This is a genomic window from Luteibacter rhizovicinus (assembly GCF_004342265.1).
Taxonomy (GTDB): Bacteria; Pseudomonadota; Gammaproteobacteria; order Xanthomonadales; family Rhodanobacteraceae; genus Luteibacter; species Luteibacter rhizovicinus_B.
Map to the genome: position 1 here is coordinate 705148 of NZ_SMCS01000001.1, position 25632 is coordinate 730779.

Below are 25632 nucleotides of genomic sequence, written 5' to 3' on the forward strand. Positions count from 1 at the left end.
CCCTACCGGCGACGGCAGGATGCTCAGCGATGCAGGGTGCGGATCGCGTCGACAATGACCCTGGGGCTGTGTAGCCCCTTGTAGACCGCCGGCGGTTTCTTATCCAGTTTCAGCAAGGTGTAAACCGCACTCATCGCACTGCGCACGGAATACTCCACCGTAAACACCACGTCATCGGGTTGCTCGGCGTACTGACCCATGAACGCGAGGTTGGTCGATCCCTGCGGAACGACTTCGGGCCGGTCGCCGGCCTTGCGCACCATGAACTGACTGGTGATATAGGGCATGGTGCAGGGGATGCAGTTGGAACTGGCGAGGATGGCGTCCTTGTCCTGCTGACTGAAGTGCAGATGCCCCAGCACTTCCTGCAGGATTTCAGCACCGTTGCACTCGGCCATGGGCTTTTTGACGTAGTCGCCGGGACGGTCGTGGAACAGACCGTAGCCCCACCAGACAAACGTGCCTTCCGGCTGGTTCGGGAAGAATGGCTGGTGATAGATGGAAATCGTGATCAGCCAGTTTGAATCTTTGAAGGTAATCAGTCCGCCGGTACCGGGTTTGCTTCCGCTGAATTTTTCCATCAGCTCGAAGAACAGCGGGTCCTTGACGGTGACGGTGTACGAAATCCAGGACGATTCGGCGATGTTGCCGTTGAACGCCGCAGGGTTGCCGAAATGCGGCCGGCCTTCGGCCAGCGTTTCCCACAGACGCCACGCACCCGCTTTGTTGCCGCGGTCCATGACCGGCGCTTGCGTCATCGATCCGAACACTTTGTCGGCCGTCATCGATCCGTTGGTGACGAACACCTTGTCGCCATCGCCAATATCGATATGTCCGGCGGCACCCTGTTCCCGGTATTCGATGCCGGTAACGGTGATCGCGTCCGTTCCCGATTTGAAATGCAGATCCTCGACGCGCACGCCATAACGAAAAGCCACCTGCCGATCCTTCAGCCAGCGCACCAGCGGTACGGCGAAGCTGTCGTACTGGTTGTACAGGCTGCGGTAGATGTTTTCCTGTGTATCGATGGTGGAGAAGTGATGCACGAATCGTTGCAGATAGCGCTTGAACTCGATCGCGCTGTGCCAGCGCTCGAAGGCGAACAGGGTGCACCATTCGAACCAGAAGTTGGTCTGGAAGAAGTGCTCTTCGAAGCAGTCGGCGATGCGTTTTGAATCGAGCATTCCCTCCGGCTCGGCCATGATCCTGACCAGGTCTATCCGGTCCTTCTCGGTAAAACCCATGCTGTGGAAATCTGGAATCTTGCCATCGCGGTCCACGAGGCGTGCCTTGTTGTACCAGGGTGTCGCCTTATTGGAGAGATCGGTTTCTTCCTTGATCGAAATGTTGGGATTGCTCACAGAAGGAATCGATGCCAGCAGGTCGAACGTACACTGGTACATCGCTTCGAACATCCGGCTTCCACTCATGTAGTAACCGGTATCGGCATTGCCGTGCGCGTCGAACGCACCACCGAACTCGTGCGATTCTTCAAGAATCACGATGTCCTTGCCTGAAACGCCGCCATCGCGGATCAGAACCGCCGCCCCGGCCAGTGATGCGATGCCGCTTCCTACGAAATAGTATTTGCCCATGGACTACCTGCCTGGTGAGAAATGCATGGAGGTGCTTGCGAAAGGCAACTTCATCCGCAAACAGGCGTGAAGGCTATGTGTAGATTGTCGGAGCATCGACGCTACGAGCGGGTGAAGCGAAACTGCGTCACTCCGTATGCAAAGACCAGAAACATCGGAGCTTCCACATGGCTCATGTGTTTTGGGAAAGCATGCACCCACGCTGTGCTCCACAAGATCACCGAGCGCACGTGGATTGGGATGCTGACCGTGATCATAAGCAGCGCAATCCAGTAGAACACGCGAATAAATCCGTGGCTTGTCAGGTGCTTGAGTGACATCCAACCGGTCACCGCGCCCACGATCATCATCAGCGCAAAAATACCGTCCACGCCAGGCGAGAAAACTTCGGCGAGGAAACGGTCGGGGCCAATAACGACGTTGAGCGGGTGAAGCGTGGCGCCCATCAAGAAGATTGCTATCGCAGTAATTTTGTAGACGCCGGGAGCCCAAAGCCCCACCTTGGGCGGATCGATTTCGCTGGGCCTCGTTGAAGGCGCATTTCGCATCGGGGTTCTCCTTCTCGTTTCATCGCATGGGTGCTTCGCGCATCCGCACAATTGGCACCTCCCCTCATCGTCCGATACTTAGTGTCGCGGTTGCATGACTATTGATGTGTCATGTCGCGCCGGGTTGGTAGCGTCGAGTAGCTAGCGTTGGCAGCGGAAGCACCGTTATCTGAGCGAGGCGAAGCGCGGTTTGGACGATCGTGCGCTCGCGTGCCGGAATGGCTGCGGTTTACGGGGTGGCTGTTGCAAGGCTGCTCGGTTGCGAGCACTAAGTGCCGCGGCTAGCAGGGAGTCCTGTTCGTAATAACTTGCTGGTTGACGTTGAATTGTTGCTTATGCAGCAATAGCTACAGCCCGAGCAATTCGGGCAACAGACAGGGGATCAGCGTGTTGGTCAGAGTCGCCGCTTTATGCGGCACAGGGATCGTTCAACTCACGATTTCAATAGGCCATTTTTCTTTGAAAGGCTTAGGTTGGCCAATGCTTTTGGGTAGATGACGCGTCATTCTCCTGCCTGAAAACGAATGCTCAGGGAACTATACCGAGCTGCTACGAGAAGCGCGGCGGTCGCCGTGCGCTTCGTTGGCTTCGAAACGGTGGGCATCGTTACCGACAATTTTATGGATTTTTGTGAGCAGAAAACGATGACCCCAGATGAAAAGTTTCGAAGCGACGAAAGGCGCTCTATCGGATTTCGTCACTTTGCGCGAGGCACATTGCTTGCGCTAGGCATTGCATTCGCAACGACCGCTGCTGCAAGAGTGGCTACCATCCATGTGCACCAAAATGACGATCGGGAGCTCTGCGCTGCCTTCCTCAATATGGTCAAGGCCGCCGGTATTCAAAAAATGGGCGACGAGGATCTTTGCGATTTTCGTTTTGTGAGGCTGTCTGCGGACAAAACTACAGGGTTTACCTTTCCTCGATGGGAGCCGTTAGCTGTCAACGATGCCGCATCCATGTACCTTCGATTGCTCGAGGGGAATCGGGGCCGCCTAACGCAGCCCGGTCAGTCGCAATGGAATAATTTACTAGCGGCCATTCGTGTTGCAGATGCGGAAGGCAATGTTGAGTTTTCCAGTGCCCGTCTGACTATCGAAGGCGCTGAAAGACCACTGACGTTCGCGCAGATGGACATAAAACACTGCTCAATGTCGAAATTCGATGAAGTGTCCCGTGCTGATGGAAGCATCTCGAAAGAGGCATATCTCAACTCTGTGGGTGTGCCGTTCTTCGGTGCATTCATGGATCGCGCGATGAGCGAAGCGTTACCGGTGTCTTCACCGCCTTATGTCGGCGGACAGATCGCACTTTGGAAGAGAACGATACCCGTACAGCTCCAGGTAGGGCACAAATGGCTCGCGATTGGATCTGATCCTCCCGTTCAGATTGTTTCCTTGCTGAAGTTCAGAATTATGCCTGCAAGTGATACCCCATATGGGCACGTCAATGCATCGCTCATGTCCTATGACGCTTGCGATCTAACTATTCGAAAGTAGCGCTGGCGATGGAATAATAAACTGGGATTGCCGTTGACGAGCGTCTCATATACAAAGAATAAGAGTTCACTATGAGTATGAGTCTGTCTGGATTAAACGGTGCGTCGCTTTCCGACATTGTTCGGAAGTTTCTTAGCATGGACGGTGTCGAAGGGGCAGTCTCTGTCCCGTATATCGACAGTAAAGGTATAGCTACTGTCAGCGTGGGAATTAATCTATCGATCAAAAGATTCGCCGCGTCTTATTTGCAACTGATTGGCATTACTAAGGCCAATCGTGTACTGGCATTGGAGAAAATATTCTCTGGCACTTTTACTTCAAAAAACGATCTCATACAGAAGATAAAGCAAGCCAATGGAGGGGCGAGCTACCTCTCCGGTTTGAGTAAAAATCTCTTTCTGAAAGATGTTTTTCCACGTGCACGACTGATCCATTTCTGCGAGTTCTACTATCACACTAACGGACAAGACTTCAGTTTCGATCCCGAATTTCCTAATACAGTCGATGACGTCTTGCGGTTGCGGGTGCGTAATTTCCTCCACCTCATGGCGATGGAGCAGGCGGATGCAGGTATTGCGCCTACACACTGGCAAAGAAGTCGTTTCCCTGAGAGCTACCAATCAAAGTGGGATGTGAGGCATGCGCGGTGACCGCCGTACGCTTTGCCAGCCCCGAATGGTGAGCATCATTCTCGCTAATGTCTATTTAGGGGCATTTATGGGCAAAGAAAATAGCCGCCATCGTCACAAGTGGCATGGTGGTGCAATCGATGGGGCACGAGGTGGTTGCTTAGAGACAGGTTACGACCTAAGTGTGAAGTTCAGACGGGGCCAGAAAACTGAACAAGGGACAAAACATGACTATATGTAGGGAGCTCGCGACATTATTAGTACGCGCAACGAGCCACGTGGTTCGTATGCCTAGAATTTACCTTTTCCAAAAGCAGGCACTGAGCTTTTGGATGTTTATCCTTATCGCCTCTCTCCTTAACTTTTTTTCTGCGGGGCGTGCTGACGCCGCCTGCGTCGACTTTGCAACAAAAGTTGGGAAGCCGTTAATGCCAGTGGTTTACGTAGGTGAGCTCGGAAGCCGTCAAGTTCGAGTTGCCCTCTGGGCTGATGATTCCACCCACGTGAGTGGGTTCTACGGTTATAACGACAAAGAGGGAACGCTCGCGCTTCGGGGTACTTTGGATGCTTTGAAAAATGGGGTTGAGCTTGACGAGTACGACGAGTCGGACAACCGCACAGGTCATTTCGACTTGAGGTTCGAGGTCCCTGCAGGGACATTCCCCGGCGTAAAAGATCTTTCTCCCTATGATTGCGAGTACCTGATAGGTGTGCGGGCAGTCGGTCCGGCAAGTACGCCTGAGCAGGTCGTGCTAGGTCGCGATTTGTGGCTCGATCGTAGGTATGACGAAGAGCGGCAACAGAATGAGCTGACGGCATTTCACCTTCAGCGTGCAATCTTGAAAGGGGATGCCAAAGAAGTTGCGGCGCTACTGGCTTATCCATTCGATACTCAAGACGAGCATGGAGTGATTTCCGAGTGGGCAACTAGCGATGAGGTTCTGAAAAACTACAGGACTACTGTGGGGCGCAGAGCTGCTGATATACGAAGCGCCGTGCCGCACGCACTCCCCACCACTTCGTACGGCAGCACTTTCTCGGATCGTTCTATCTGCCTTTCAAAAGGGAAGGTGACTCAGATATGCCGGTCGGGATGCAAGGATGGATGCCCTTAGTCCTTTGCAGATGTGTGATGTCGTGCAGGGTTGGTAGCGTCGAGCACTACGACCTCAAGCGCCGGTCAGTGGCTGACCTTGATAGCGTCGTTGCGAGCATATCCAGGTCTTTTCATTCTTTCCGTTGCGCGACGCGTTGATACGCCCGCGCGACCAGCGGCTGGGCCCACGCAGGCGTCCGCGCGATATCGTCCGCGGTTCGCGGGAAAGAGACCGCGCCTTCGTGCAATGCGAGGACCAGCCATGGGGCAGGGACGTGACCTGTCTTCGGATCGGCATCGACACTGTTGTCGTATGCCAGCAGCGTATGCAGCCGGGGAATGAGGCGCGCGAGATTCTGGCGGCTGGCGTTGTATCTCTGCCGTACTTTTTCTTCGGGGATGTCGTGACCGCCGGCGCCTACGCGACTGCGGATACGTTCCAGATGTCTCTCGGGACTGTCGAGGCCGCAGTACCAGAGGTTGACCTCGAATCCCGCGTCGGCGGCTTCGAGCAGCAGGCCGGTAACGGTGGAGCCGCCCAGCGTGGTTTCGAAGACATAGTCCTTGCGGGTCGCGATCGCATCTTCAAGACGACGCACGCTTTCCTGCCAGGCGAGCGCATTGGCTTCGCCCTGTTCCATGCCGGGGTGGGCTTCGAGAATGGCGCGCGTCTGTTCGTCGGGGTTGAAGTATTCGCCGCCCTCTTCACGAAGCATGGCGCCGGCGATGCTGCTTTTGCCGGCGCCGTTGGTGCCGGCCAGCACCGTGATGCGTGGCATCAATGCTTGCCTTTACCTGCCGCGCGAGCCGCTGCGGCTCCGAGTTGTTCCGTTGTGGCGCCGAACAGCGCATCCACGCTGGCCTGTGCACGGAGTGTACGCATGCCGGCTACCAGGCGATCGAAATCGGCCTGCAAGGGGGCGAGGGGATCGGGAGCGGCCTGGACCAGCCGCGCGTATTCTTCGACCGACAACATCACCGCCGCTGGCCGTGCGTTGCGTGTAATCACGACCGGCCGGGCACTGCGCGTTACGCGTTCGAGCAACTGCGCGAAGCCGTTCTTGGCTTCGGTGCTGGGGAGCGATTCGAGGTTCGCGGTCTGGCCGTGGAGGCCGGGAAGCGCAATGGTCTGGGACATGAGAGCACCTTACATGTGCCCGGGTGCCGGATCCTTGGGAGCGACGCCGGGCGGCGAACCGGCCTGGGCATCCGTCCAGGCTCTGGAGGCGAGATTACGCCAAAACGCTCTTTTTATCCAATATGGTTAATATGGCCATTCAGATCCGTAAACCAGACTGTCAGATGGCTTCCTTCTGAGTCGGAACGGATCGCATGGACGAGGGGATGCCGAGATGAATCTGAGTTTTTCAGGGGTATTAACGGGCGTTATGGCCGCCGCCATGGTCACGTGGGGGCCCGTCGCGCCCGCACAGGATGCGGCGCCGGTGAGTTCGGCATGGAAAACGGTTCCCGCGGCCAGCGTTTCCGACCCCGATCTGGTGGCGGTGAACCTGAAGGACCGGATCGTCGTATGGAACGACGCCCGATCCACGGAAGCTGCCACCGAGGCCTGGCTGCTTGCCGACGTGCCTTTCGATAAAGCCCGGAAAGCGGTAGATACGGCACTGAAGGGTTTTGGCGATTTCGACGTCAGTACCGAAAACAGGTCGCTGGCGGATCTGCCCGATGCCTGGGACGAGGTATTGCTGTCCCGGCGTGCCGACTTGCGCGATGCGCTGGCAAAACGTTCCGATCTGCCGAAGCTCACACTGGCGCTAAAAGAAGGCGTACTCACCGCCGAAGAAGTCGAGCGGCGTATGGACGCGGCGCGTGCCGTGACGACATCCGCGCCGCAGTATCGTCAATCAGTCGATGCTTATCGCGTGACCTATCCGGAATATTACGCAACGCAGGATCGCAGCTACGGCTTGCTACGCAGAAGCGGCAGCGAACTGGTCGTCCATGTCTTCGACGTCTCCGCTATCTTCGGGCATGCCGCCACCGTGGTGCGGATATCTCGCGCGGATACCTTCCCGAATCCCGATTACGCCAAACAGCAGGCGCAGCGCACTGTGCTGAGTTCACCGGTGCAGGGCAAGGTGACCTATGGCGTCGTGCCGGCTCCACTCTTCGAGGCCGTGCATGCCGTACTTGCGTCGGCGAATCCGGGGGCGGCTGTACAGGTGGCGTCGAGGCCGTCGTTCTGGATGGTTCCCGTCAAGACGAAGTCCGGCGTCCCCACAATGACGCTTGTTCCTCCGCAGGCGGGACGGCTGCCGATCGAAGCGGAATCCATACCCTGGGCAGCCATCGCGAATGCGCAGTCGAGTGCCATCAGTTATGCGCAGGACCTGATTGCACTACCCGGTGGCGATCTCTTGCTAAGCGTCGAAGTGCTGGGCGGCGGCGTTTTCTCGTCGGGAGTGTGGCGACTGTATTGGCAGGATGGGCAGTGGAAGGAAACTCTCGTCTGGCAGAACAAAGATATTCCGAGACAGCTCGTGCTAAGCGCGGATGGGCATACCGTGTGGTTCTCCAGTTCGCCGGCGAACACCGGCGACTTCACGTTCTATGCTTACGACGTCGCTTCACAGAAGGTCAGCACGTATAAAGTGAATCAGGTCGGTGCGCGCGACGCGATCAAATATCAGCCCTGGGAACTTAGCGACGGACAGTGGCCCGTTTACTTCGATCACAGCTATGCGACGAAGGACGCCGGCCCTCTGGGCTATCAGCGATTCGAAGCATTCCAGCCCACCGGAAAGCCGCCGGCCGATGGCGGTGCGTGGTCGTTCCAGCCCACGCTCAAATCCGCCCGCCAGGTCATGATGGACGTACCGATGAAGGGCAATACGCAAATCGCGCCCGTGCGGTGGCGCGGTCAGACATCGTTCTGGACCGAAGACGCGTCGGGCATCGCCGAACTGGGTGCAAGCAACGGGCATGTGCTTCGCGCATTCCAGGTACCTCAGCGTTTCGGTACGCCCGATAGCAACGATGCGACGGGTGGGGCCAGTTGGGTACCGAGGGCGCTGGGTTCGCCGGAGGCCGGCTGGATCGCGACAGGCTTCGTGCTGTCGCTGACCGACGACGGCAGCATGCCGCCGAAGATCGAGGGCAAGCCGGACCGTAGCGATCGCTTTGTCGGCATGCATGTCGTCAACGTAAAAGACGGCAGCGTGCGGCTGTCCGCGTTGCTAGGCCGGGCCGATACGTTGAAGGCTGCCGCGCGTTCGGCGAATGGACGGCTACTTGCGCTGGGTTCCAATGGTGTCCGGGCGGGCCCGAAGGTCGCCCTTTGGGACATGGCGAAGTCGCAGACATCGTTGCAGCTCACGGCGCCGGGCCGCGGAGAGTTGCATGCACTGGCTTTTTCGTGGAATGGTGCCGACCTCTGGGCGCTCACCACGTCCGGCATCCTTCACTGGCGCATCCCCGATGCGCTTATAGACGCGGCCAGTCATGGGAGCTTTCCGGACCAGTCGCGCGACTAACTGTCGCTAACCAGTTGCCTGAGATACTTCCGCATCACTCCCGAAACTTCATCGTGGAACAGATACATCAATGAAAATCTTGCTGGTTATTGCAGTTGTGCTTGTCGTGTACCTCACGGGTCGTATCGGTTTCGGCCTGGCCGTGCTGGCGGGGCTCGGCTTCGTGGTCGCTGCCGTTCTTGTCCTGATCCTGATAACCCGGTTGAGCGGTAAGAAAGAGACGGGCGCCGACGCGGCGGTGCCGGAGGAAACGAAGTCACCGGGTGCTTCCATCGAGAGCTCCGAACCCGTCGAACTTGCTCCCGCTATCGAGGCATTGCAGTCCGGAAATTTCCAGAAGGCGATCGACCTTGCCGAACCGTACGTGCGGGATGTTCGCGACGAAATCCGCATCGATGCCATGCGTCTGACGGGGTTCGGGCATGCAGGGCTTGGACAGCATGCGCAGGCTTACCCTTGCTGGGTAGCGGTGACCGAAGCCGAGCCGTCCTCGCAGAACTATCTGAACGTTGCGTCGACTGCCGCGGTGATCGAACATTTCGACGAAGCGGAAGCGGCATACCTGACATGCCAGCGGATCTATACGCAGGAACGCGGTGCGGACCCCGTCGAGGGTTTGATTTTCAACGGCCAGTATCAGGCCAACTTCCTGTCATCGCTGGATAAGGCGGGCCGTTCCGATCTGGCGTTCAAGTACCTCGAACCGCTGGCGGGTTTCTATCGAAGCCTGCACATCACGGATTCGACGTTCCTGCACTTGCGGCAAATGCCGTTCTTCGAAGTGTTCCTGGAACAGTCGTTGCCGCTGGTGCGCCGCGTGCTGGACGAGGACGCGCTGACGGCGTGGTACCGCACGACCTACGATGCGGTCGACGAGCCGGGGCAGGCGATGTTCGCGCGGTATCACGTGCCGCATTGAATCGACGGCGCAACTTTAATTACTCGCGTTTTTTCAGATTTGTCTCGTAGTTCCGGGGCACCGCCCTGACGACACTCTCCGCTTACCTCACCGCAAGCTGGCTGGTTGCCTACTTGCGGTGAGTACGTGTGTCCGCTTTGAAGGCCGCGCCAAGGCTGCAACGCTGGACGATCACATCCAAGGACGCGTGCCGGACAGGTCACACGGAAGCAGGGGAACGCATGGATGCACTAACAGACTTGCTCACAGGGTTTCACGTACCGACGGGTGCCATTGCTTTCGCCGATCCGGCGAACCTCGGCGACTTCCTGTTCTTCGAGTTGATCTACAACTACCTGAACTACCAGATCGCCACGACCGGCATGGACCTGATGCGCCGGACCATGACCTGGGTCAGCAGCATCGCCCTGGTCCAGACCACCCTGTGGGTCATGCTCCTCGGCTACCGCATGACGACCGGCCAGCTACGCGAGCCCCTCGCCCATGTCGTCGAGCGGATGGCGCGCACGGCCTTCATCGTCACCGCCGCCACGACCATGGGGATCTTCGGCGAAAACCTGCACGAATTCCTGACCGTCGATGTGGGCAAGGAAATCAACTACCTGTTCACGGGCGATTACGAGGAATCCTCCAAAGCCATCGACCAGAATCTGGCTTACACGCAGGTCGCGCTCGCGGCTATCGATGCGGTGCAAATCCCTCAGGGCGACGACGAAAACCGCGTACAGAAGGCTCACGCCATGCTGTTCGCCGGCTTCGGCACCGCCAGTCCGCCTATGGCGGCCGGTGTGATGTTGCTTCTCTATCAGTTCACCCTCGCGATCTTTATCGGGCTGGCACCGCCATTTATCCTCTGCCTGATCTTCGACCAGACCAAGGACTTGTTCCGTCGCTGGCTGATGTACGGCATCGGTACGCTGTTCTCGATGGCCGCATTGAACATGGTCAGCGCCATGGTGCTGAGCCTGTCTCTTCGCGTTGCCGGGGCGATGTGGGGATCGAAGTTCGTCAACGATACGATCTACGGTTCGGACCCCGAAGGTCTGTCCAGTCAGGCGCTGCAACAAGGCGGGGTCGGTCTGCTACTGACGGTACTGATCATTTCGGTTCCACCGCTGGCGGCGGTGTTCTTTCAGGGCACGGCCGGCCATTTCCTGTCGTACTCCGCGCTCGATCCGAAGAACCGGCCCGGGCCGCAGGGGCAGCCAGTGGGGTCTTATACGCCGCCTCAGCCAAGTTCAGTTTCAGAGCGAGAAACCGGGGGCAGAGGCTTCAGTCATAGTCCAGTTTCGGTAAACCAAATGGAATCGAAACAAGCCGACGTCATCAAAAGGTTTGCCGAATGAAATCATTACTTTTCGGGACGAAATTCGCGACGCTTCTTTACCTATTCCTTGGTGCGACTTGCCTGGGCGGATCGGTAAAGGCAGAGGGAGGTTGTGCGCCGGGGTTCTACCCCATGCCAGCGCCGTCAGGACAGGGAATCGTCGGGTGTGCACCGATTCCGGGCTATGGCGCTGGACCCGCTACGCCGCCCCCGCCGCGATGGGTCTCTCGATGGGGCGCCATTGCTACCGATGAAACGACGGCCAGCTTGGGTTCTGTCACGGGCGAATCCAGTAAAGAGCGTGCAATCCAAGCAGCGCTTGCGCATTGCAAGATCAACGGCGGGACCAAGTGCAAGCTGGCAATCGCGTATGACAACCAGTGTGCAGCGATGACCGTGGGTGAAAACTCATTCAACATAACTAACGAAGCGACCCTGGATAAGGCCGTCGATTCTGTACTCGCCTACTGTAAGGCGACCGATACCAATTGCCGCGTGTACCACACCACATGCAGCTTCCCCGAGCAAATACCATGAGAACGATGCTGATCAAATCGCTCGCCGTTGCGTTGCTTATTTATTTCGTCGTCAGCGACCTATTAACGACGACACCGGACGTCAAACAAAATCCGAACCCGAAGATGCGTTATGAGATTACGCTGACTGTGAACGATGCGCCCGGGTCATTTGATGCCGTTACCGGACTCGCGGATTACGAAGTGAAAGACTTGTCATGTGTACCTGTCACAGGTGCCCCTTTGAACGCCATGCGTATGCCCCCGGAAACAAAGCGCATCGCGATCAATTTCAGACGCATAGCCAATGACGTATATCGAGGGGACGTATATCTCGATGGCGTTATCGATGAGGACTATTTTGGCCTAGGGGTCTGTCATTGGTCCCTCGATACCGTCATTACATTTGTTCGAACGAATAATCTGACTCTGTCTCCGCGCATCCCTCGTGAAGAATTTTCCATTAAAAAGGGGAGGCTCACATACTTTGATCGCGAAAATTACAAACGCAACCAAGTGGAAGAAACTGAATATGGCTGGCTGCATCACTCGCAGATAGCACCTAATCGTCAAGACCATCTCTTTTCTATCACGCTATCGGCCAAGGAGGCCTTCTAACCATGAGCGAGAAAACATTCACGTATGCCGCTTTGAGCAAGGATGGATACAACGATAATGAGAAAGACAAAGGTCCTCAAATTAAAGGATCTCGCTATGTGGTCATCGCCACAAAGCAAGAGTCTCTGACCGGCTACCAAGGGACGGCATATCAAAAAGAAGGTACTAACGAAATCGTCATCGCTCATCGAGGTACCGAAACCTCGATGAGGGGTGTCGTCAAGGATGCCTTGGTCGACTTAGGCATGGTCGTCACCGGCCATAACGCGCAGTTGGACGAAGCCCGTGTATTCACAAACCTTGTTCTGAATCATGCGAAGGAGAAAGCTGGCGACCTTTTTGACCGCGCCAACATCACCGTCACCGGCCACTCCCTCGGCGGCGCCCTTGCCGAAGCCACCGCCTACGAATTCGGCCTGCGCGGCGAGACCTTCAACGGCTACGGTGCCGTCGATCTACAGCACGGCATTCCCGAAGGCGGCGATCAGGTCATCAACCATGTCCGCGTTACCGATGTGGTCAGTGCGGCCAGTCGTCATTTCGGCTCCGTGCGTTACTACGCGACCGATAGCGATATCCAGCGGCTGACCGATGCGGGTTACCACGACCAGGCGACCGCGACGAGTATCCGCAATCCGTTCACCCCGATCAGCTTCGCCGCGCACACGATTACCAACTTCGCGCCCAGTGCGCCCGATAGCACGCTCTCGGACCTGTCCGAGGCCAACGAGCAGAATGCACGCGATCACGCCCGCGCCATCGGCCTGTTTCGTGCCGACATCCATGCCCTGCGCGGAAACACGTTCTCGTCGCTTTGGGAAACCGCCCATAAAGCGCAGACCCTGCATGGCATGGTCGGCAAAGTGACTTCGGACCTGTGGAAGGGCGACGTCGATGGCGCCATGCACACCGTCGAGGCAATCAGGCAACGTGGCGGCATGACCCTCGGTCGCGCCCAAGCCACTATCACCCAAACCATGAGGCTAAGTGCGTCGTTGGCCGAGCACGCCTATCAGCGCACCACCGACACCATCGGGCAAAGCCTCGATAAGGCGCATCACGCCATGCTTCACACCGTATCGGCGGTCGGGCAGCGCGTCGAACACGCCGCCGACACGGTCGCCCGAACCGCCAGCGATGGCGCACAGTACGTCGGCCGCGAGCTGTCGCAAGGTATCGATGTTGCCCAGCAGGCCGCACAGCGAACGGTTCACGCCGTCGCCGAGCAGGTGGAGCGGGGTGTCCATGCGACAGTTCACGGCGCGCAGTACGTCGGTCGTGAAATGGCACACGGCATCGATGCCACTTGCGACACGATACAGCGTACCGCCGAGGTCGCGGTGCAGCAGGCCGACCGTACCGTCGAGAAGACGTTGAACGATGCGCGCCATCTGGGTCATGAATTCGGCGAAGGTATCGAGGTGGCCCAGCATGCCGTACAGCGCGGCGCGCAACACATCGGCCGCGAGGTCACGCAAGGCATCGACATGGCGCAGCAAGGCGTCCATCGTGCCGCGGATGCCGTGGCGGATCGGGTCGACCGAAGCGTCGATGCCACGGTCCACACCGCACAGGACATCGGCCGACGGATCGGTCACGGAGTCGATACCGTTCATGACGATATCGAGGCGCCGTTTCGTGCGTTGCATAAGTCGATGGATGACACGTTGGCGCAGCTACGCAACGATGAGTCGGCCCGACTCACCCCGCGCTCCGCGATCCGTCTCGACCACCCGGCCCATCCCGATCATGCGATGTACCAGCAGGCTCGCCGTGGCATGACGACTATCGACGCCACCCAGGATCGCCCCGCCGACGAACGCAGCGACCATATCGCCGCCGCCCTTGTCCTCGCCGCGCGTCGCGGGGGGCTGCAACAAATCGATCAGGTGTTCCTCAGCACCGATGCCTCCCGCGTGTTTGCCTCTCAGGGCAGTCCCCACGCAGCGATTCGCCAGCGCGCCCATGTGGAGGTGGCCGAGGCGGTCAGTCAGTCCGTCGAACAAAGCAGTGCCCAGTGGGGTGAGTCGATGCAGCAATTCCAGCGACTTCAGATGGAACAGCGGCAGGTGCTGGAGCAAAGCCTCAGCATGCGCCGCTCCGGTCCGTCGATGTCCATGTAATGGGGTACGACGATGAATTCACCCATGGAGAGGTTTTGGCCATACGTATCGCTGGGACGCAAAAAGCATCGCGATGAAACACCGCGAACCTCTCCACGCATGCTTTGCTATGAAGTGAGGCATGACGTCCGAATACTCAGACTAATCTGAAAATTCGGTCTCTTTATTCCAAACGGTTTGATGCTACGCGTCATCGCCGCGATTCTCATTGCGTCGCCCTCAAACGACGTCTTCATGCGTTGCGCTACGTTATGCCTTCTTTTTACGGCGAGCGTGCCGGGCGGACTTCGGTCCGGGCCAGGTTCCTGTTGCACCGGTTTTTCATCCTGGCACCCCTACCACCCACATCAGCGGAACGTGGTATGAAAACAGGCCAGCCATGGATACCGTCATGAATGCTTCCGGCGATACGCAAATGAAAGTGATCGGTCTGATCGGCGGCATGAGCTGGGAGTCGTCGGCGGAGTATTACCGTCTGATCAACGATGGCGTCAAAGCCGCGCTGGGCGGTCACAACAATGCCCGCAGCCTGATGATGACCGTCAACTTCCATGACATCGAAACCTTGCAGCACGAAGGGCGTTGGGACGAGTTGGGGACACATATGGCCGATGCGGCCCGCAGGCTGGCTGCCGGCGGTGCGGATGTCCTCTTGCTGTGCACCAACACCATGCACAAACTCTGGCCCGTCGTGGAAGATGCGGTCGATATGCCGCTAATCCATATCGCCGATCCGACAGCCGCCGCGATCGGCCGTGCCGGATTTCAAAAGGTTGGACTGCTCGGTACGCGTTTCACGATGGAGCAGGATTTCTACCGGGGACGACTGGAGACCAGGCACGGACTCGATGTGGTCATTCCCGGCGAGGCCGACCGGACGATCGTCCATTCGGTCATCTACGACGAACTCTGCCTGGGACGCGTAGTGGAATCGTCGCGGCGCGAGTTGCAGAGAATTGTCCGGGAACTGGGCGAGCAGGGCGCCCAATGCGTGATCCTCGGCTGCACCGAACTCATGCTTTTGTTATCGGCGGACGATGTGTCGATTCCCGTATTCGATACGACCGCCTTGCATGCGGAAGCGGCAGTACGGTTTGCAACGGGTGAGCTGATCTTGCCGGAACGTTGATGCCCGGATGCCTGCGTGCGCGGTCGACCGTGTCAGCAGACATTAATCTATAGCGGTTGATTTCTGTACTGATTGGTTTACTATACCCGTCCACGACAAGCAAGCACGTGTGCATCGGCCACGCGCAAGCAGCCTGTCCCAACGCCCGGACACCAACGCATGACTTCCCGTTTCATGAGAGCGGCGATCGTTCTTGGCCTGCTGTCGGCCATCGGTCCGTTCGCTATCGATATGTATCTTCCGGCGCTGCCCAGCATCGGAAAGAGCCTTGGTGCCGATGTCGGCACGGTGCAGCTCAGCCTGATGGTCTTCTTCATGTCGATGGGCGTGGGGCAGCTTATCTACGGCCCTCTGTCGGACATGATCGGTCGCAAGCGGCCGATCTACATCGGCTTGAGCATATTCGCGCTGGGCAGCATCGGTTGCGCCATGGCGCCGGATATCCACACGCTGATCTTCTTCCGGTTCGTACAAGGCCTGGGAGCCTGTGCCGGCATGGTGATTCCGCGTGCGATCGTGCGGGACATGCACACCGGTACCGATGCGGCACGACTGATGTCGCTGTTGATGCTGATCTTCAGCGTATCGCCGGTCCTCGCGCCGTTGACCGGTAGTCTGGTGATCAAGCTGGCCAGCTGGCGTGGCATTTTCTGGGTAGTGACCGGCGCTGCGGGCCTGGGCCTGCTGATGGTCGCCACCGTACTCAAGGAAACGCGACCCGCCGAACACCGCCGGGAGAGTGGCATTGCATCGGCGATGGCGGGCTATCGCACATTGCTGGGCGATCGTCATTTCCTCGGCGTGGTTTTCATCGGCGCTTTCGGTATCGCGAGCTTCTTTGCGTATCTGGCCAATTCGTCGTTCGTGCTGATCAACCATTACGGACTGACGCCGACGCAATACAGCCTGGCGTTCTCGGTGAACGCGGTGTCGTTCATCGGTGCCTCGCAGTTCACCGCGCGCTTCGGCGGCCGCTATGGTCTGAAACGCGTGGTGCGGACAGCCGTCATCGGCTATGCGGTCACCATGGTGCTGCTGGCGGCGATCACGGCAAGTGGTGTCGATCGTCTCGGCGTCATGATGGGTCTGCTGGTGGTCGGTTACGGCTTCCTCGGACTGGTTATCCCCAGCTCCGCCGTGATTGCGCTGGAAGAACACGGCGCCATCGCAGGCACCGCGTCGGCGCTGATGGGCACTTTGCAGTTCGGTACCGGCGCGCTGGTGATCGCGATACTCGGCCGTTTCATCGACGGTACGTCGTTGCCGATGGTGATGGGTATCGCCGCGTGCTCCTTGATATCGCTGACGTTTGCGCGCGTTACGCTGCGTACCCGGAAGCCTGTCGTGGAGACTTGCACGGCGACGGACTGACGCCGTGCGGCACGACTGAATCCGATCGAATTGAATCAATACCGTGCATTCACACGTAAAAGGCATAGGATCACCGTCTCGGCCGACGTAACTCAGGCCTGTAGAAGGCTCAACCTGAATGATTCGCGACGTACTGGCCTGGTTTGGCCTCGATGGGGCGTCGAAAAAACGCCGACGTACGTTGGAGCGTCGCGCGAAAGGTGAGTCCGAACCCGCTCTTCGTTCCGAACTGTTCAATGCCGATCAGCTGGAAGCGCATGGACAGACGCTGGCGTTGCAGCACGAGCTGGCCGCGGGTCGTCTGCCGGAGCGGTTGCTGACCCGTCTGGCCGACAACGAACAGGTGCTTCTGGATGCATGCCAGCGACTGACGTCGGCCAGTCGCTTTGGCCCCGGCATTACGCCCGCGGGCGAATGGTTGCTGGACAATCTGTATCTGATCGAAGAGCAGGTTCGCATCGCGCGACTGGATTTCCCCAAGGGATACAGTCGCGAGTTGCCACGGCTTGCAAATGGTCCCTCGCAGGGACTGCCGCGCGTTTACGACATCGCGCTCGAAGTCATTTCGCACGGCGACGGACGCATCGATATCGGTGGTCTGAATCGCTTCATCGGTTCGTATCAGCGCGTCACGCCACTGAAGCTCGGAGAGCTCTGGGCTATTCCGATCATGCTTCGTCTGGCCTTGATCGAGAATCTCAGGCGCGTGGCGGTACGCGTGATGGTCAGCCGTACGCGTCGTCGCCGGGCGGCTCGCTGGGCGGATGCGATGACCGACATGGCGGGGCGCGATCCGAAGAATGTCGTGCTCGTCGTGGCGGATATGGCCCGCTCCAATCCGGTGATGAGCGCGCCCTTCGTCGCCGAACTGGCGCGACGTCTGCAAGGGCAGGGACCCGCACTCGCGTTGCCGCTCAGCTGGGTCGAGCAGCGGCTCGCCGAATCGGGGCAGAGTGTCGAGCATCTCGTCCAGGTCGAATCGCAGCAGCAGGCGGCGGACCAGGTTTCGATCGGCAACAGCATCGGCAGCCTGCGCGCTCTTGCCATGATCGACTGGCGCGATTTCGTGGAGCGCGCGAGCCTCGTGGAGCAACGTCTGCGTGAAGATCCCGCGACCATTTACATGGCGATGGATTTCGCCACGCGCGATCGCTACCGGCATGTCGTCGAACGTCTGGCGCGACAAGGCAAACGGAGCGAAGTGGATACCGCACAGGCCGTGCTGGATATGTGCCGGATGGACCGCGATGGAGAGTCGGTGCCGCTGCGACGTCACGTCGGCTATTTCCTCATGGATGGGGGACGCGTGGCGCTGGAGCGTCAGTTAGGAATACGACCGCGCCTTGCGGACAGCCTTCGTCGTGTATTCGATCAGGCACCGTTGCCAATTTTTCTCGGCTTGCTGTTCCTGCTTACGGTGGCCTTGACGCGTACCCTGGTCGCGACCGCCGCACTTGTCGACGTTTCCTTGTGGATCATGCTGCCGCTGGGCCTGGCGGCGTTCGTCGTCGCGAGCCAGCTTGCATTGAGTCTGATCAATTGGGTGGCGACGCTGACCGTCGTGCCCGAACTGCTCCCACGCATGGACTATGCGAAAGGCATACCCGCCGATGCGCGAACCATGGTGGCCGTGCCGAGCCTGATCGGCAGCATCCACGATGTGGAAGATCTCGTGGAAGCCCTGGAAGTGCGTTTTCTGGCCAATCGCGACGATTGTCTGCACTTCGCCCTGCTTACCGACTTTACCGATGCGGATACGCAGGTCGTCGATGGCGACGAGGCGATCCTTCAGCGCGCACGCTTGCGCATCGACGGCCTGAATGACCGTCATGCGACGCACACGGTCGACCGTTTCTTTCTGTTCCACCGGCCGCGCGAATGGAGCGAAACGGAACAGGCGTGGATAGGCCGGGACCGGAAACGCGGCAAGCTCGCCGATCTGAATGCGCTGCTGCGAGGGGAGGGCAGCGAACGTTTCGTGCTTATCGCGGGGGACGTCGCGGCCCTGCCACATGTCCGCTATGTAATCACGCTGGATACCGACACCCAGTTGCCGCGCGATACGGCGTGCCTGTTCGTCGGTGCGATGGACCATCCGCTCAATCGCGCCGTTTACGACGCGAGCCAGGGACGTGTGGTTTCGGGCTACGGCATCCTGCAGCCCAGGGTGGGCATCAGTCTGTCCAGCAGCGCGCGGTCGCGTTATGCGCACCTGTATGGCGCCGATGCCGGTATCGATCCGTATACGCGTGCGGTTTCTGATGTCTATCAGGATCTGTTCCGCGAAGGATCGTTCATCGGCAAGGGCATTTACGATATCGATGCGTTCGAGAGCACCTTGCGCGGACGTCTGCCGAACGAACGGATACTCAGTCACGATCTGATCGAAGGCTGCTATGCGCGGTCCGGCCTGCTGAGCGATGTACAGCTCTTCGAGGAATATCCAGCCCGATACGCGGTCGATGCGAAGCGCAGGCATCGCTGGATCCGTGGCGACTGGCAATTGCTTCCCTGGTTGCTGCCATGGGCACCCACCGAGGGCGGCCGCTGGCGGAAGAATGCGCTGACCGCGTTGTCGCGCTGGAAAATTTTCGACAATCTTCGTCGAAGCGTTGTTCCGCCGGTGGTCGTCGCTCTGCTGGTCGGCGGTTGGCTCGGTATAGCGCCCGTGCTGGCGTGGACGCTTTCCGTGCTGTCGATGGTATTCATACCCGTGCTGTTGTCCGCGCTTCTGGATGTGGTCCAGAAGCCACGAGGCGTCCAGCTGAACCAGCATCTGCATGCGGCGCTCCGCAGCGTCGGTCAGCATATCTCCCGTGTCTTGCTTACGATTTCGTGGCTGCCGCACGAAGCTTTCTATGGCGTCGATGCGATGGCGAGGACGCTATGGCGCATGGGTATCAGCCATCGTCATCTGCTGGAATGGCAGGCGTCGGTCGATGTGGAACGACGCAGCAAGGACGATCGCAACATACCCTGGCGCTCGATGTGGATTGGCCCGGTCCTGTCTGTTCTTACCTTGCTTGCGCTCGCTGTCACGCGCCCGATGGCGATGACAGTCGCGCTTCCCGTACTGGCTTTGTGGTTCGTATCGCCACCTGTCGCGTGGTGGATGAGTCAGGCGCGTACGACGACGCCGTTCGCTCCCACGACATCGCAACGCAACTTCCTTCGCGCGCTGGCCCGGCGTACATGGGCGTTCTTCGATACCCATGTTGGTCCGGCGGACCATTGGCTACCGCCCGATAATCTGCAAATGGTGCCCGACGTCACGGTGGCCCATCGCACGTCGCCTACCAACATGGGCATGGCGCTGCTGGCGAATCTCGCGGCATGGGATTTCGGCTTTATCGCCACGGAGCGGCTGCTGAAACGCACACAGGCCACGCTGTCCACGATGCAGGCGCTCGCACGTCATCGCGGGCATTTCTACAACTGGTACGACACGCTGACACTCGAACCGTTGCGGCCGCTGTATGTATCGTCGGTCGATAGCGGAAACCTGGCCGGTCATCTGCTTACGTTGCAGCCCGGTCTGCTGGCCATACTTCACCGGCCGGTGTTCGAATCCTCGGCGTTGACCGGCTTGCTGGACACGCTCCACGTGCTGGAGGACTACCTGACCGACGACGGAAAGGTGGCGCTTTCCGAATGGATGCATGCCTTGTCGGTGGCGATCGGATCGCCGCCGGCCGTGGCGAGCGACGTACTGTCGTTGGCGCGGACGCAGGTGGATCGTCTGGATGCGTTGGGTGTGTCCGTTGGTAGCGACGCATCGGACGATGCCGTTTTCTGGATGGCACAGCTCTCGGTGCAATGCACCGACATGCTCACCGAAGCCCAGATGTGGAACCTCGATCCCGTGGCCGAGGGCACGACCACGTTCGTCGGTATCCCCACGACCATGCAGCTGGCGAGAATCGAGCCGCTCTGCTGGCCAGGCGAAGCCAATGCGGAAGCGGTGCGCGAGCGGGCTCATGCCCGCATCGCGGCACTCGACGCCACGGCCAGCATGGCGGGTGAACTGGCGTCGATGGATTTCCGCTTCCTGTACGACAGTGCGCGACACCTGCTGTCCATCGGTTACGACGTGGAACAGCGCCGGCTGGATGGCAGCTTCTACGACTTGCTGGCATCGGAGGCGAGGCTCGCCAGTTTCGTCGCGATCTCGCAAGGCCAGATTCCGCAGGACAACTGGTTCTCGCTCGGACGTCTGCTCACGACCAGCGGCGGCGAGCCGGTGCTGCTCTCGTGGACCGGGTCGATGTTCGAGTACCTCATGCCGATGCTGGTCATGCCCAACTACGAGGGCACCCTGCTGGACCAGACCTGCCGGGCGGCGGTGACGCGACAGATCGAATACGGCAACCAGCTCGGCGTGCCCTGGGGCGTATCCGAATCGGGATATAACGCGATCGATGCGCAGCAAACCTATCAGTACCGGGCCTTCGGCGTACCGGGGCTGGGTCTGAAACGCGGCCTGGGGGACGATCTGGTCGTCGCCCCGTACGCGTGCGCGCTGGCCATGATGGTCGATCCGACGGCGGCTACCGCGAATCTTCAGCGCCTTGCTCTGGCGGGTATGGCCGGTCGTTTCGGACTGTACGAAGCCGTCGATTACACGCCGGCACGGCTGCCCGTGGGGCAGGACGCGGCCATCGTCAGATCGTTCATGGCACATCATCAGGGCATGAGCCTGCTTGCTCTGGGACATGCTTTGCTCGGGCAACCCATGCAGCGGCGTTTCGATTCCGATCCGCGTTTCAGGGCGACGAGTCTGCTGTTGCAGGAGCGCGTTCCGCGAACGGCGGTGGAATACCTGCATGCCGTCGGATTCCCGGATACCAACGGTCACGCGACTGCTCCCGAGCCGCGCCTGCGACTGTTCACGAATCCCGACCGTCCGCGCCCCGCCGTCCAGCTGCTTTCGAACGGGCGTTATCACGTGATGGTCAGCAGCGCGGGCGGCGGTTACAGCCGGCGCCAGGATCTGGCGGTGACGCGATGGCGCGAAGACATCACGCGCGATAACTGGGGCATGTTCTGCTACATACGCGATGTCTCGGGCGGCGAGTTCTGGTCGACGGCGTATCAGCCGGCGGTGCGCAAGACCGAACTTTACGAGGCGATCTTCTCGGATGCCCGCGCGGAGTTCCGCGTCAGGGAGCGGTCGATCGACGCGCATACCGAGATCGTCGTTTCTCCGGAAGACGATATCGAACTGCGGCGTACGCGTGTCACCAACTTGGGGCGGACGCGACGTACCGTCGAGCTGACCAGCTACGCGGAAGTCGTGCTGGCCGATGCGGTCGGCGATGCCATGCATCCGGCTTTCAGCAAGCTGTTCGTGATGACCGAGATCGTCGAATCGCTCCAGGCCATCGTGTGCAGCCGCCGCCCGCGTTCGAGCGACGAACATACGCCATGGATGTGCCACCTGGTCGCCGTGCACAACGCCGACATCGAAGAGATTTCCTACGAGACCGATCGCTCCCGCTTCATAGGACGAGGTCGCAATGCCTCCCGTCCGACCGCCATGGATGCGGATTCGGTGCGGCTGTCCGGCAGTCAGGGTTCCGTGCTCGATCCGGTGGTGGCGATACGGGTACGTCTCACGCTCGAGCCCGAGCAGACGGCGACCTTCGATTTCGTGACCGGGCTTGGCGATAGCCGCGACGCATGCATGCAGCTCATCGAAAAATACCGCGACCGGCATCTTGCCGACCGCGTCTTCGATCTGGCGTGGACCCACAGTCAGGTGCTGCTGCGCCAGGCTAATGCCACGCTGGCGGATGCCCAGTTGTACGAACACATGGCGACGGCGATCGTGTATCCGAACGCGGCGATGCGGGCGGCGCCCGAAATCATTGCCGCGAACAAACGCGGTCAATCCGGTTTGTGGGGACAGTCCGTCTCCGGTGACCTGCCGATCGTCCTGTTGCGCATCGCCGACCTCGCGCGCATCGACATCGTCCGGCAGATGATCCGTGCCCATGCGTACTGGCGCATGAAGGGACTCGCCGTCGACCTGGTTATCTGGAATGAGGACAGCGCCGGATACCGGCAGGAGCTGCAGGACGCGATCATGGGTATGGTCGCCACGGGAAGCGAAGCGAGCCTGCTCGATCGGCCCGGTGGCGTTTTCGTTCGTGCGGCCCAGCCATTGTCGAACGAAGATCGCATGGTGATGCAGGCGAGCGCGCGGATCGTGGTGACCGATAGCCTCGGCACACTTTCCGAGCAGATAGAACGCCATCGTTTCGAACCGCGATTCCAGGCACCCGAACCTGCCCGGTTCCCCGCGCTGGTGGGGCCTTCGCCCAATGCTGCCACCGGTCCTGCGCTTTCGGAGCGCCTGTCGCTGGATATGCCCGGGGGATATGGCGGCTTCACGGCGGATGGCAGCGAATACGTCGTCGTTCTGAAAGCCGGCGAAACGACGCCCGCTCCGTGGTCCAACGTGCTGGCGAATCCGAATTTCGGTAGCGTGATATCGGAGAGCGGCAGCGCGTATACGTGGGCGGAGAACGCACACGAGTGCCGCCTTACGCCATGGCAGAACGATCCGGTCGAAGACGGATGCGGAGAAGCCATCTATCTGAGGGACGAGTCGACGGGACGCGTCTGGTCGCCGACGCCACTGCCTGCACGGGGAGAGGGCGAGTACATCACCCGGCATGGATTCGGCTACAGCGTATTCGAACACATCGAGGACGGCATTCATTCGGAGCTATGGGTTTACGTCGCTCTGGATGCCTCGGTGAAGTTCCACGTACTCAAGCTTCGCAACGACAGCAAGACGCCACGGCAACTCTCGGTCACCGGATACGTCGAATGGATTCTCGGCGACCTCCGCGAAAAGACGGCGATGCACGTCGTGACGGAAACCGATCCGGTCAGCGGCGCGTTGTTCGCGCGTAACGCCTATAACAGCGAGTTCCCCGGCCGGGTCGCTTTCTTCGATGTGGAAGACCCGGCCAGACGCGTCGGCGGGGATCGCAGCGATTTCATCGGTCGCAACGGCGATGCCTCGATGCCGTTTGCCATGCAACGGTCGCAATGGTCCAGCCGCGTCGGTGCGGGACTCGATCCTTGCGGCGCGCTGCAGCTGAGCGTCGATCTGGCGGTAGGCCAGACGCGCGAGGTCGTGCTTCGACTTGGTATGGGCCGCGACGAGCGCGATGCTAAGGCGCTGGTGCAGCGCTTTCGCCGCGAAGGTTCCGCCGCCGAAGCGCTCGCGTCGGTGCGCGCACATTGGCAGCGGGTACTCGGCACGGTGCGCGTCGAAACACCCGAACCCGCGCTGGACGTACTGGCGAATGGCTGGTTGCTGTATCAGGCCATTGCCTGTCGTTTCTGGGCGCGCAGCGGTTATTACCAATCGGGTGGTGCAATCGGCTTCCGCGATCAGCTGCAGGATTCCATGGCGATGATCCATGCCGCACCCGAGCTTGCCCGGGCGCAGCTTCTGGTGTGCGCCGCGCATCAGTTCGTCGAAGGCGACGTGCAGCACTGGTGGCATCCGCCACTGGATCGGGGCGTAAGAACGCAGTGCTCCGACGACTACCTCTGGCTGCCGCTGGCCACCAGTCGCTACGTGTTCGCGACGGGAGACACCTCGGTTCTCGATGTGCCGGTGGGTTACATCGAGGGGCGTCCGTTGCATCCGAACGAGGAGTCGTACTACGACCTGCCTTTGGCATCGTCGGTCAACGAACCGCTTTATCGCCACTGCGTGCGTGCCATCGAACACAGTCTTCGCCGGGGCGTGCATGGCTTGCCGCTTATGGGCAGCGGCGACTGGAACGACGGGATGAACAAGGTGGGCGAGCGCGGGCTGGGCGAAAGCGTCTGGCTGGGCTTCTTCTCCTGCAAGGTACTCGAAGCCTTCGCCGAAACCGCGCGCGGTCACGGCGACAGCGTGTTCGCCGAACGCTGCGAAGCGCAGATCGCGACATTGCGCGACGCGCTGGAGGGACAGGCGTGGGACGGGGCATGGTATCGACGCGCTTATTTCGACGATGGCACGCCGCTGGGTTCGGCCAAGAACGACGAGTGCCGCATCGATTCGATCTCGCAAAGCTGGTCGGTACTTTCCGGCGTCGCCGGCGACGAGCGGCGCAGGAGGGCGATGGAATCGCTCGACGAACACCTCGTACGCCGCGATGCGGACCTGATCCAGCTGCTGGACCCGCCCTTCGACCGCTCGTCGATGGACCCGGGCTACATCAAGGGCTACGTTCCGGGCGTGCGCGAAAATGGCGGGCAATACACGCATGCCGCGATCTGGGCGGCCATGGCCTTTGCCGATCTCGGCGACTCCGCGCGGGCATGGGAACTGACCCGGATGATCAATCCGCTCAGCCATTCGACGGATCGCGACGCGACCGACATCTACAAAGTCGAACCTTATGTGATCACCGCGGATGTCTACGCGGTCGATCCGCATATCGGGCGCGGCGGCTGGAGCTGGTACACCGGATCGGCTGGATGGATGTATCGCCTGATCCTCGAATCGTTGCTCGGCATTACCCTGGCATCGGGAAGCCTGCGTTTCGCCCCCGTGGTCCCAGGCGACTGGGAATCCTACAAAGTGATCTATCGGCACGGCACATCGGTCTACCGCATCGAGCTTCGCCGGTCGGTGCCCGGGAGTGCCCTCACGGTCAGCGTCGATGGCAAAGTCATGGGAGACGGCGCGGTGGCTCTTCACGACGATGGCGGCGAGTACGTCGTCGAGGTGGCCTATCCACCCTCGTAACGCCGCAC

16 protein-coding genes are annotated in these 25632 nt (G+C 59.8%); 12 read left to right on the forward strand and 4 right to left on the reverse strand.

Going from position 1 to position 25632, the window contains the following annotated elements; genetic code table 11:
- Nucleotides 1-23: 23 nt before the first annotated feature.
- On the reverse strand, nt 24-1595 hold the full coding sequence (locus EC912_RS03220) for an oleate hydratase (protein ID WP_132141675.1): 1572 nt from the start codon (nt 1593-1595) through the stop codon (nt 24-26).
- 101 nt (nt 1596-1696) lie between these two features.
- Nucleotides 1697-2143 carry a hypothetical protein gene (locus tag EC912_RS03225; protein WP_132141676.1) on the reverse strand — a complete coding sequence of 149 codons (447 nt, stop codon included), beginning with the start codon at nt 2141-2143 and terminating at the stop codon, nt 1697-1699.
- Between the two features lie 572 nt (nt 2144-2715).
- Between EC912_RS03225 and EC912_RS03230 the strand changes: the two genes are divergently transcribed.
- The 3 genes from EC912_RS03230 to EC912_RS03240 all read left to right on the forward strand — a co-directional run bounded on the left by EC912_RS03230 (nt 2716) and on the right by EC912_RS03240 (nt 5386).
- Entirely contained in the window at nt 2716-3642 is a 927-nt protein-coding gene (locus EC912_RS03230) for a hypothetical protein (RefSeq protein ID WP_132141677.1), read from the forward strand.
- Nucleotides 3643-3713: 71 nt separating this feature from the next.
- Complete coding sequence (locus tag EC912_RS03235) at nt 3714-4292, forward strand: hypothetical protein (RefSeq protein WP_207906750.1); 579 nt, start codon at nt 3714-3716, stop codon at nt 4290-4292.
- A gap of 311 nt (nt 4293-4603) precedes the next feature.
- On the forward strand, nt 4604-5386 hold the full coding sequence (locus tag EC912_RS03240) for a hypothetical protein (RefSeq protein ID WP_132141679.1): 783 nt from the start codon (nt 4604-4606) through the stop codon (nt 5384-5386).
- 112 nt (nt 5387-5498) lie between these two features.
- Here EC912_RS03240 and EC912_RS03245 read toward each other — a convergent pair whose 3' ends face one another.
- Nucleotides 5499-6146 (reverse strand): AAA family ATPase, encoded by a 648-nt coding sequence (locus tag EC912_RS03245; protein WP_132141680.1) that lies wholly within the window; start codon nt 6144-6146, stop codon nt 5499-5501.
- A complete protein-coding gene (locus EC912_RS03250) occupies nt 6146-6505 on the reverse strand; it encodes a type II toxin-antitoxin system Phd/YefM family antitoxin (protein ID WP_132141681.1) in 360 nt (119 codons plus the stop codon). The genes EC912_RS03245 and EC912_RS03250 overlap by 1 nt, the downstream gene beginning before the upstream one ends.
- 250 nt (nt 6506-6755) lie before the next feature.
- Between EC912_RS03250 and EC912_RS03255 the strand changes: the two genes are divergently transcribed.
- The 9 genes from EC912_RS03255 to EC912_RS03295 all read left to right on the forward strand — a co-directional run bounded on the left by EC912_RS03255 (nt 6756) and on the right by EC912_RS03295 (nt 25624).
- Nucleotides 6756-8861, forward strand: coding sequence for a hypothetical protein (locus EC912_RS03255; protein ID WP_165973483.1), 2106 nt, complete (start codon nt 6756-6758; stop codon nt 8859-8861).
- 70 nt (nt 8862-8931) lie between these two features.
- Nucleotides 8932-9780 (forward strand): hypothetical protein, encoded by an 849-nt coding sequence (locus tag EC912_RS03260; RefSeq protein ID WP_132141683.1) that lies wholly within the window; start codon nt 8932-8934, stop codon nt 9778-9780.
- 221 nt (nt 9781-10001) lie between these two features.
- Nucleotides 10002-11126: a type IV secretion system protein gene (locus tag EC912_RS03265; protein ID WP_132141684.1), complete on the forward strand. Its 1125-nt coding sequence runs from the start codon at nt 10002-10004 to the stop codon at nt 11124-11126.
- Nucleotides 11127-11239: 113 nt separating this feature from the next.
- Nucleotides 11240-11644 carry a DUF4189 domain-containing protein gene (locus tag EC912_RS19835; protein WP_428993076.1) on the forward strand — a complete coding sequence of 135 codons (405 nt, stop codon included), beginning with the start codon at nt 11240-11242 and terminating at the stop codon, nt 11642-11644.
- Entirely contained in the window at nt 11641-12240 is a 600-nt protein-coding gene (locus EC912_RS03275; RefSeq protein WP_132141686.1) for a hypothetical protein, read from the forward strand. The genes EC912_RS19835 and EC912_RS03275 overlap by 4 nt, the downstream gene beginning before the upstream one ends.
- Nucleotides 12241-12242: 2 nt before the next feature.
- A complete protein-coding gene (locus EC912_RS03280; protein WP_132141687.1) occupies nt 12243-14363 on the forward strand; it encodes an XVIPCD domain-containing protein in 2121 nt (706 codons plus the stop codon).
- A gap of 415 nt (nt 14364-14778) precedes the next feature.
- Complete coding sequence (locus EC912_RS03285) at nt 14779-15492, forward strand: aspartate/glutamate racemase family protein (protein ID WP_132141886.1); 714 nt, start codon at nt 14779-14781, stop codon at nt 15490-15492.
- 159 nt (nt 15493-15651) lie between these two features.
- Nucleotides 15652-16863 (forward strand): multidrug effflux MFS transporter, encoded by a 1212-nt coding sequence (locus EC912_RS03290; RefSeq protein WP_132141688.1) that lies wholly within the window; start codon nt 15652-15654, stop codon nt 16861-16863.
- A 118-nt stretch (nt 16864-16981) separates the two neighbouring features.
- Complete coding sequence (locus EC912_RS03295; RefSeq protein WP_132141689.1) at nt 16982-25624, forward strand: GH36-type glycosyl hydrolase domain-containing protein; 8643 nt, start codon at nt 16982-16984, stop codon at nt 25622-25624.
- Nucleotides 25625-25632: the final 8 nt, after the last annotated feature.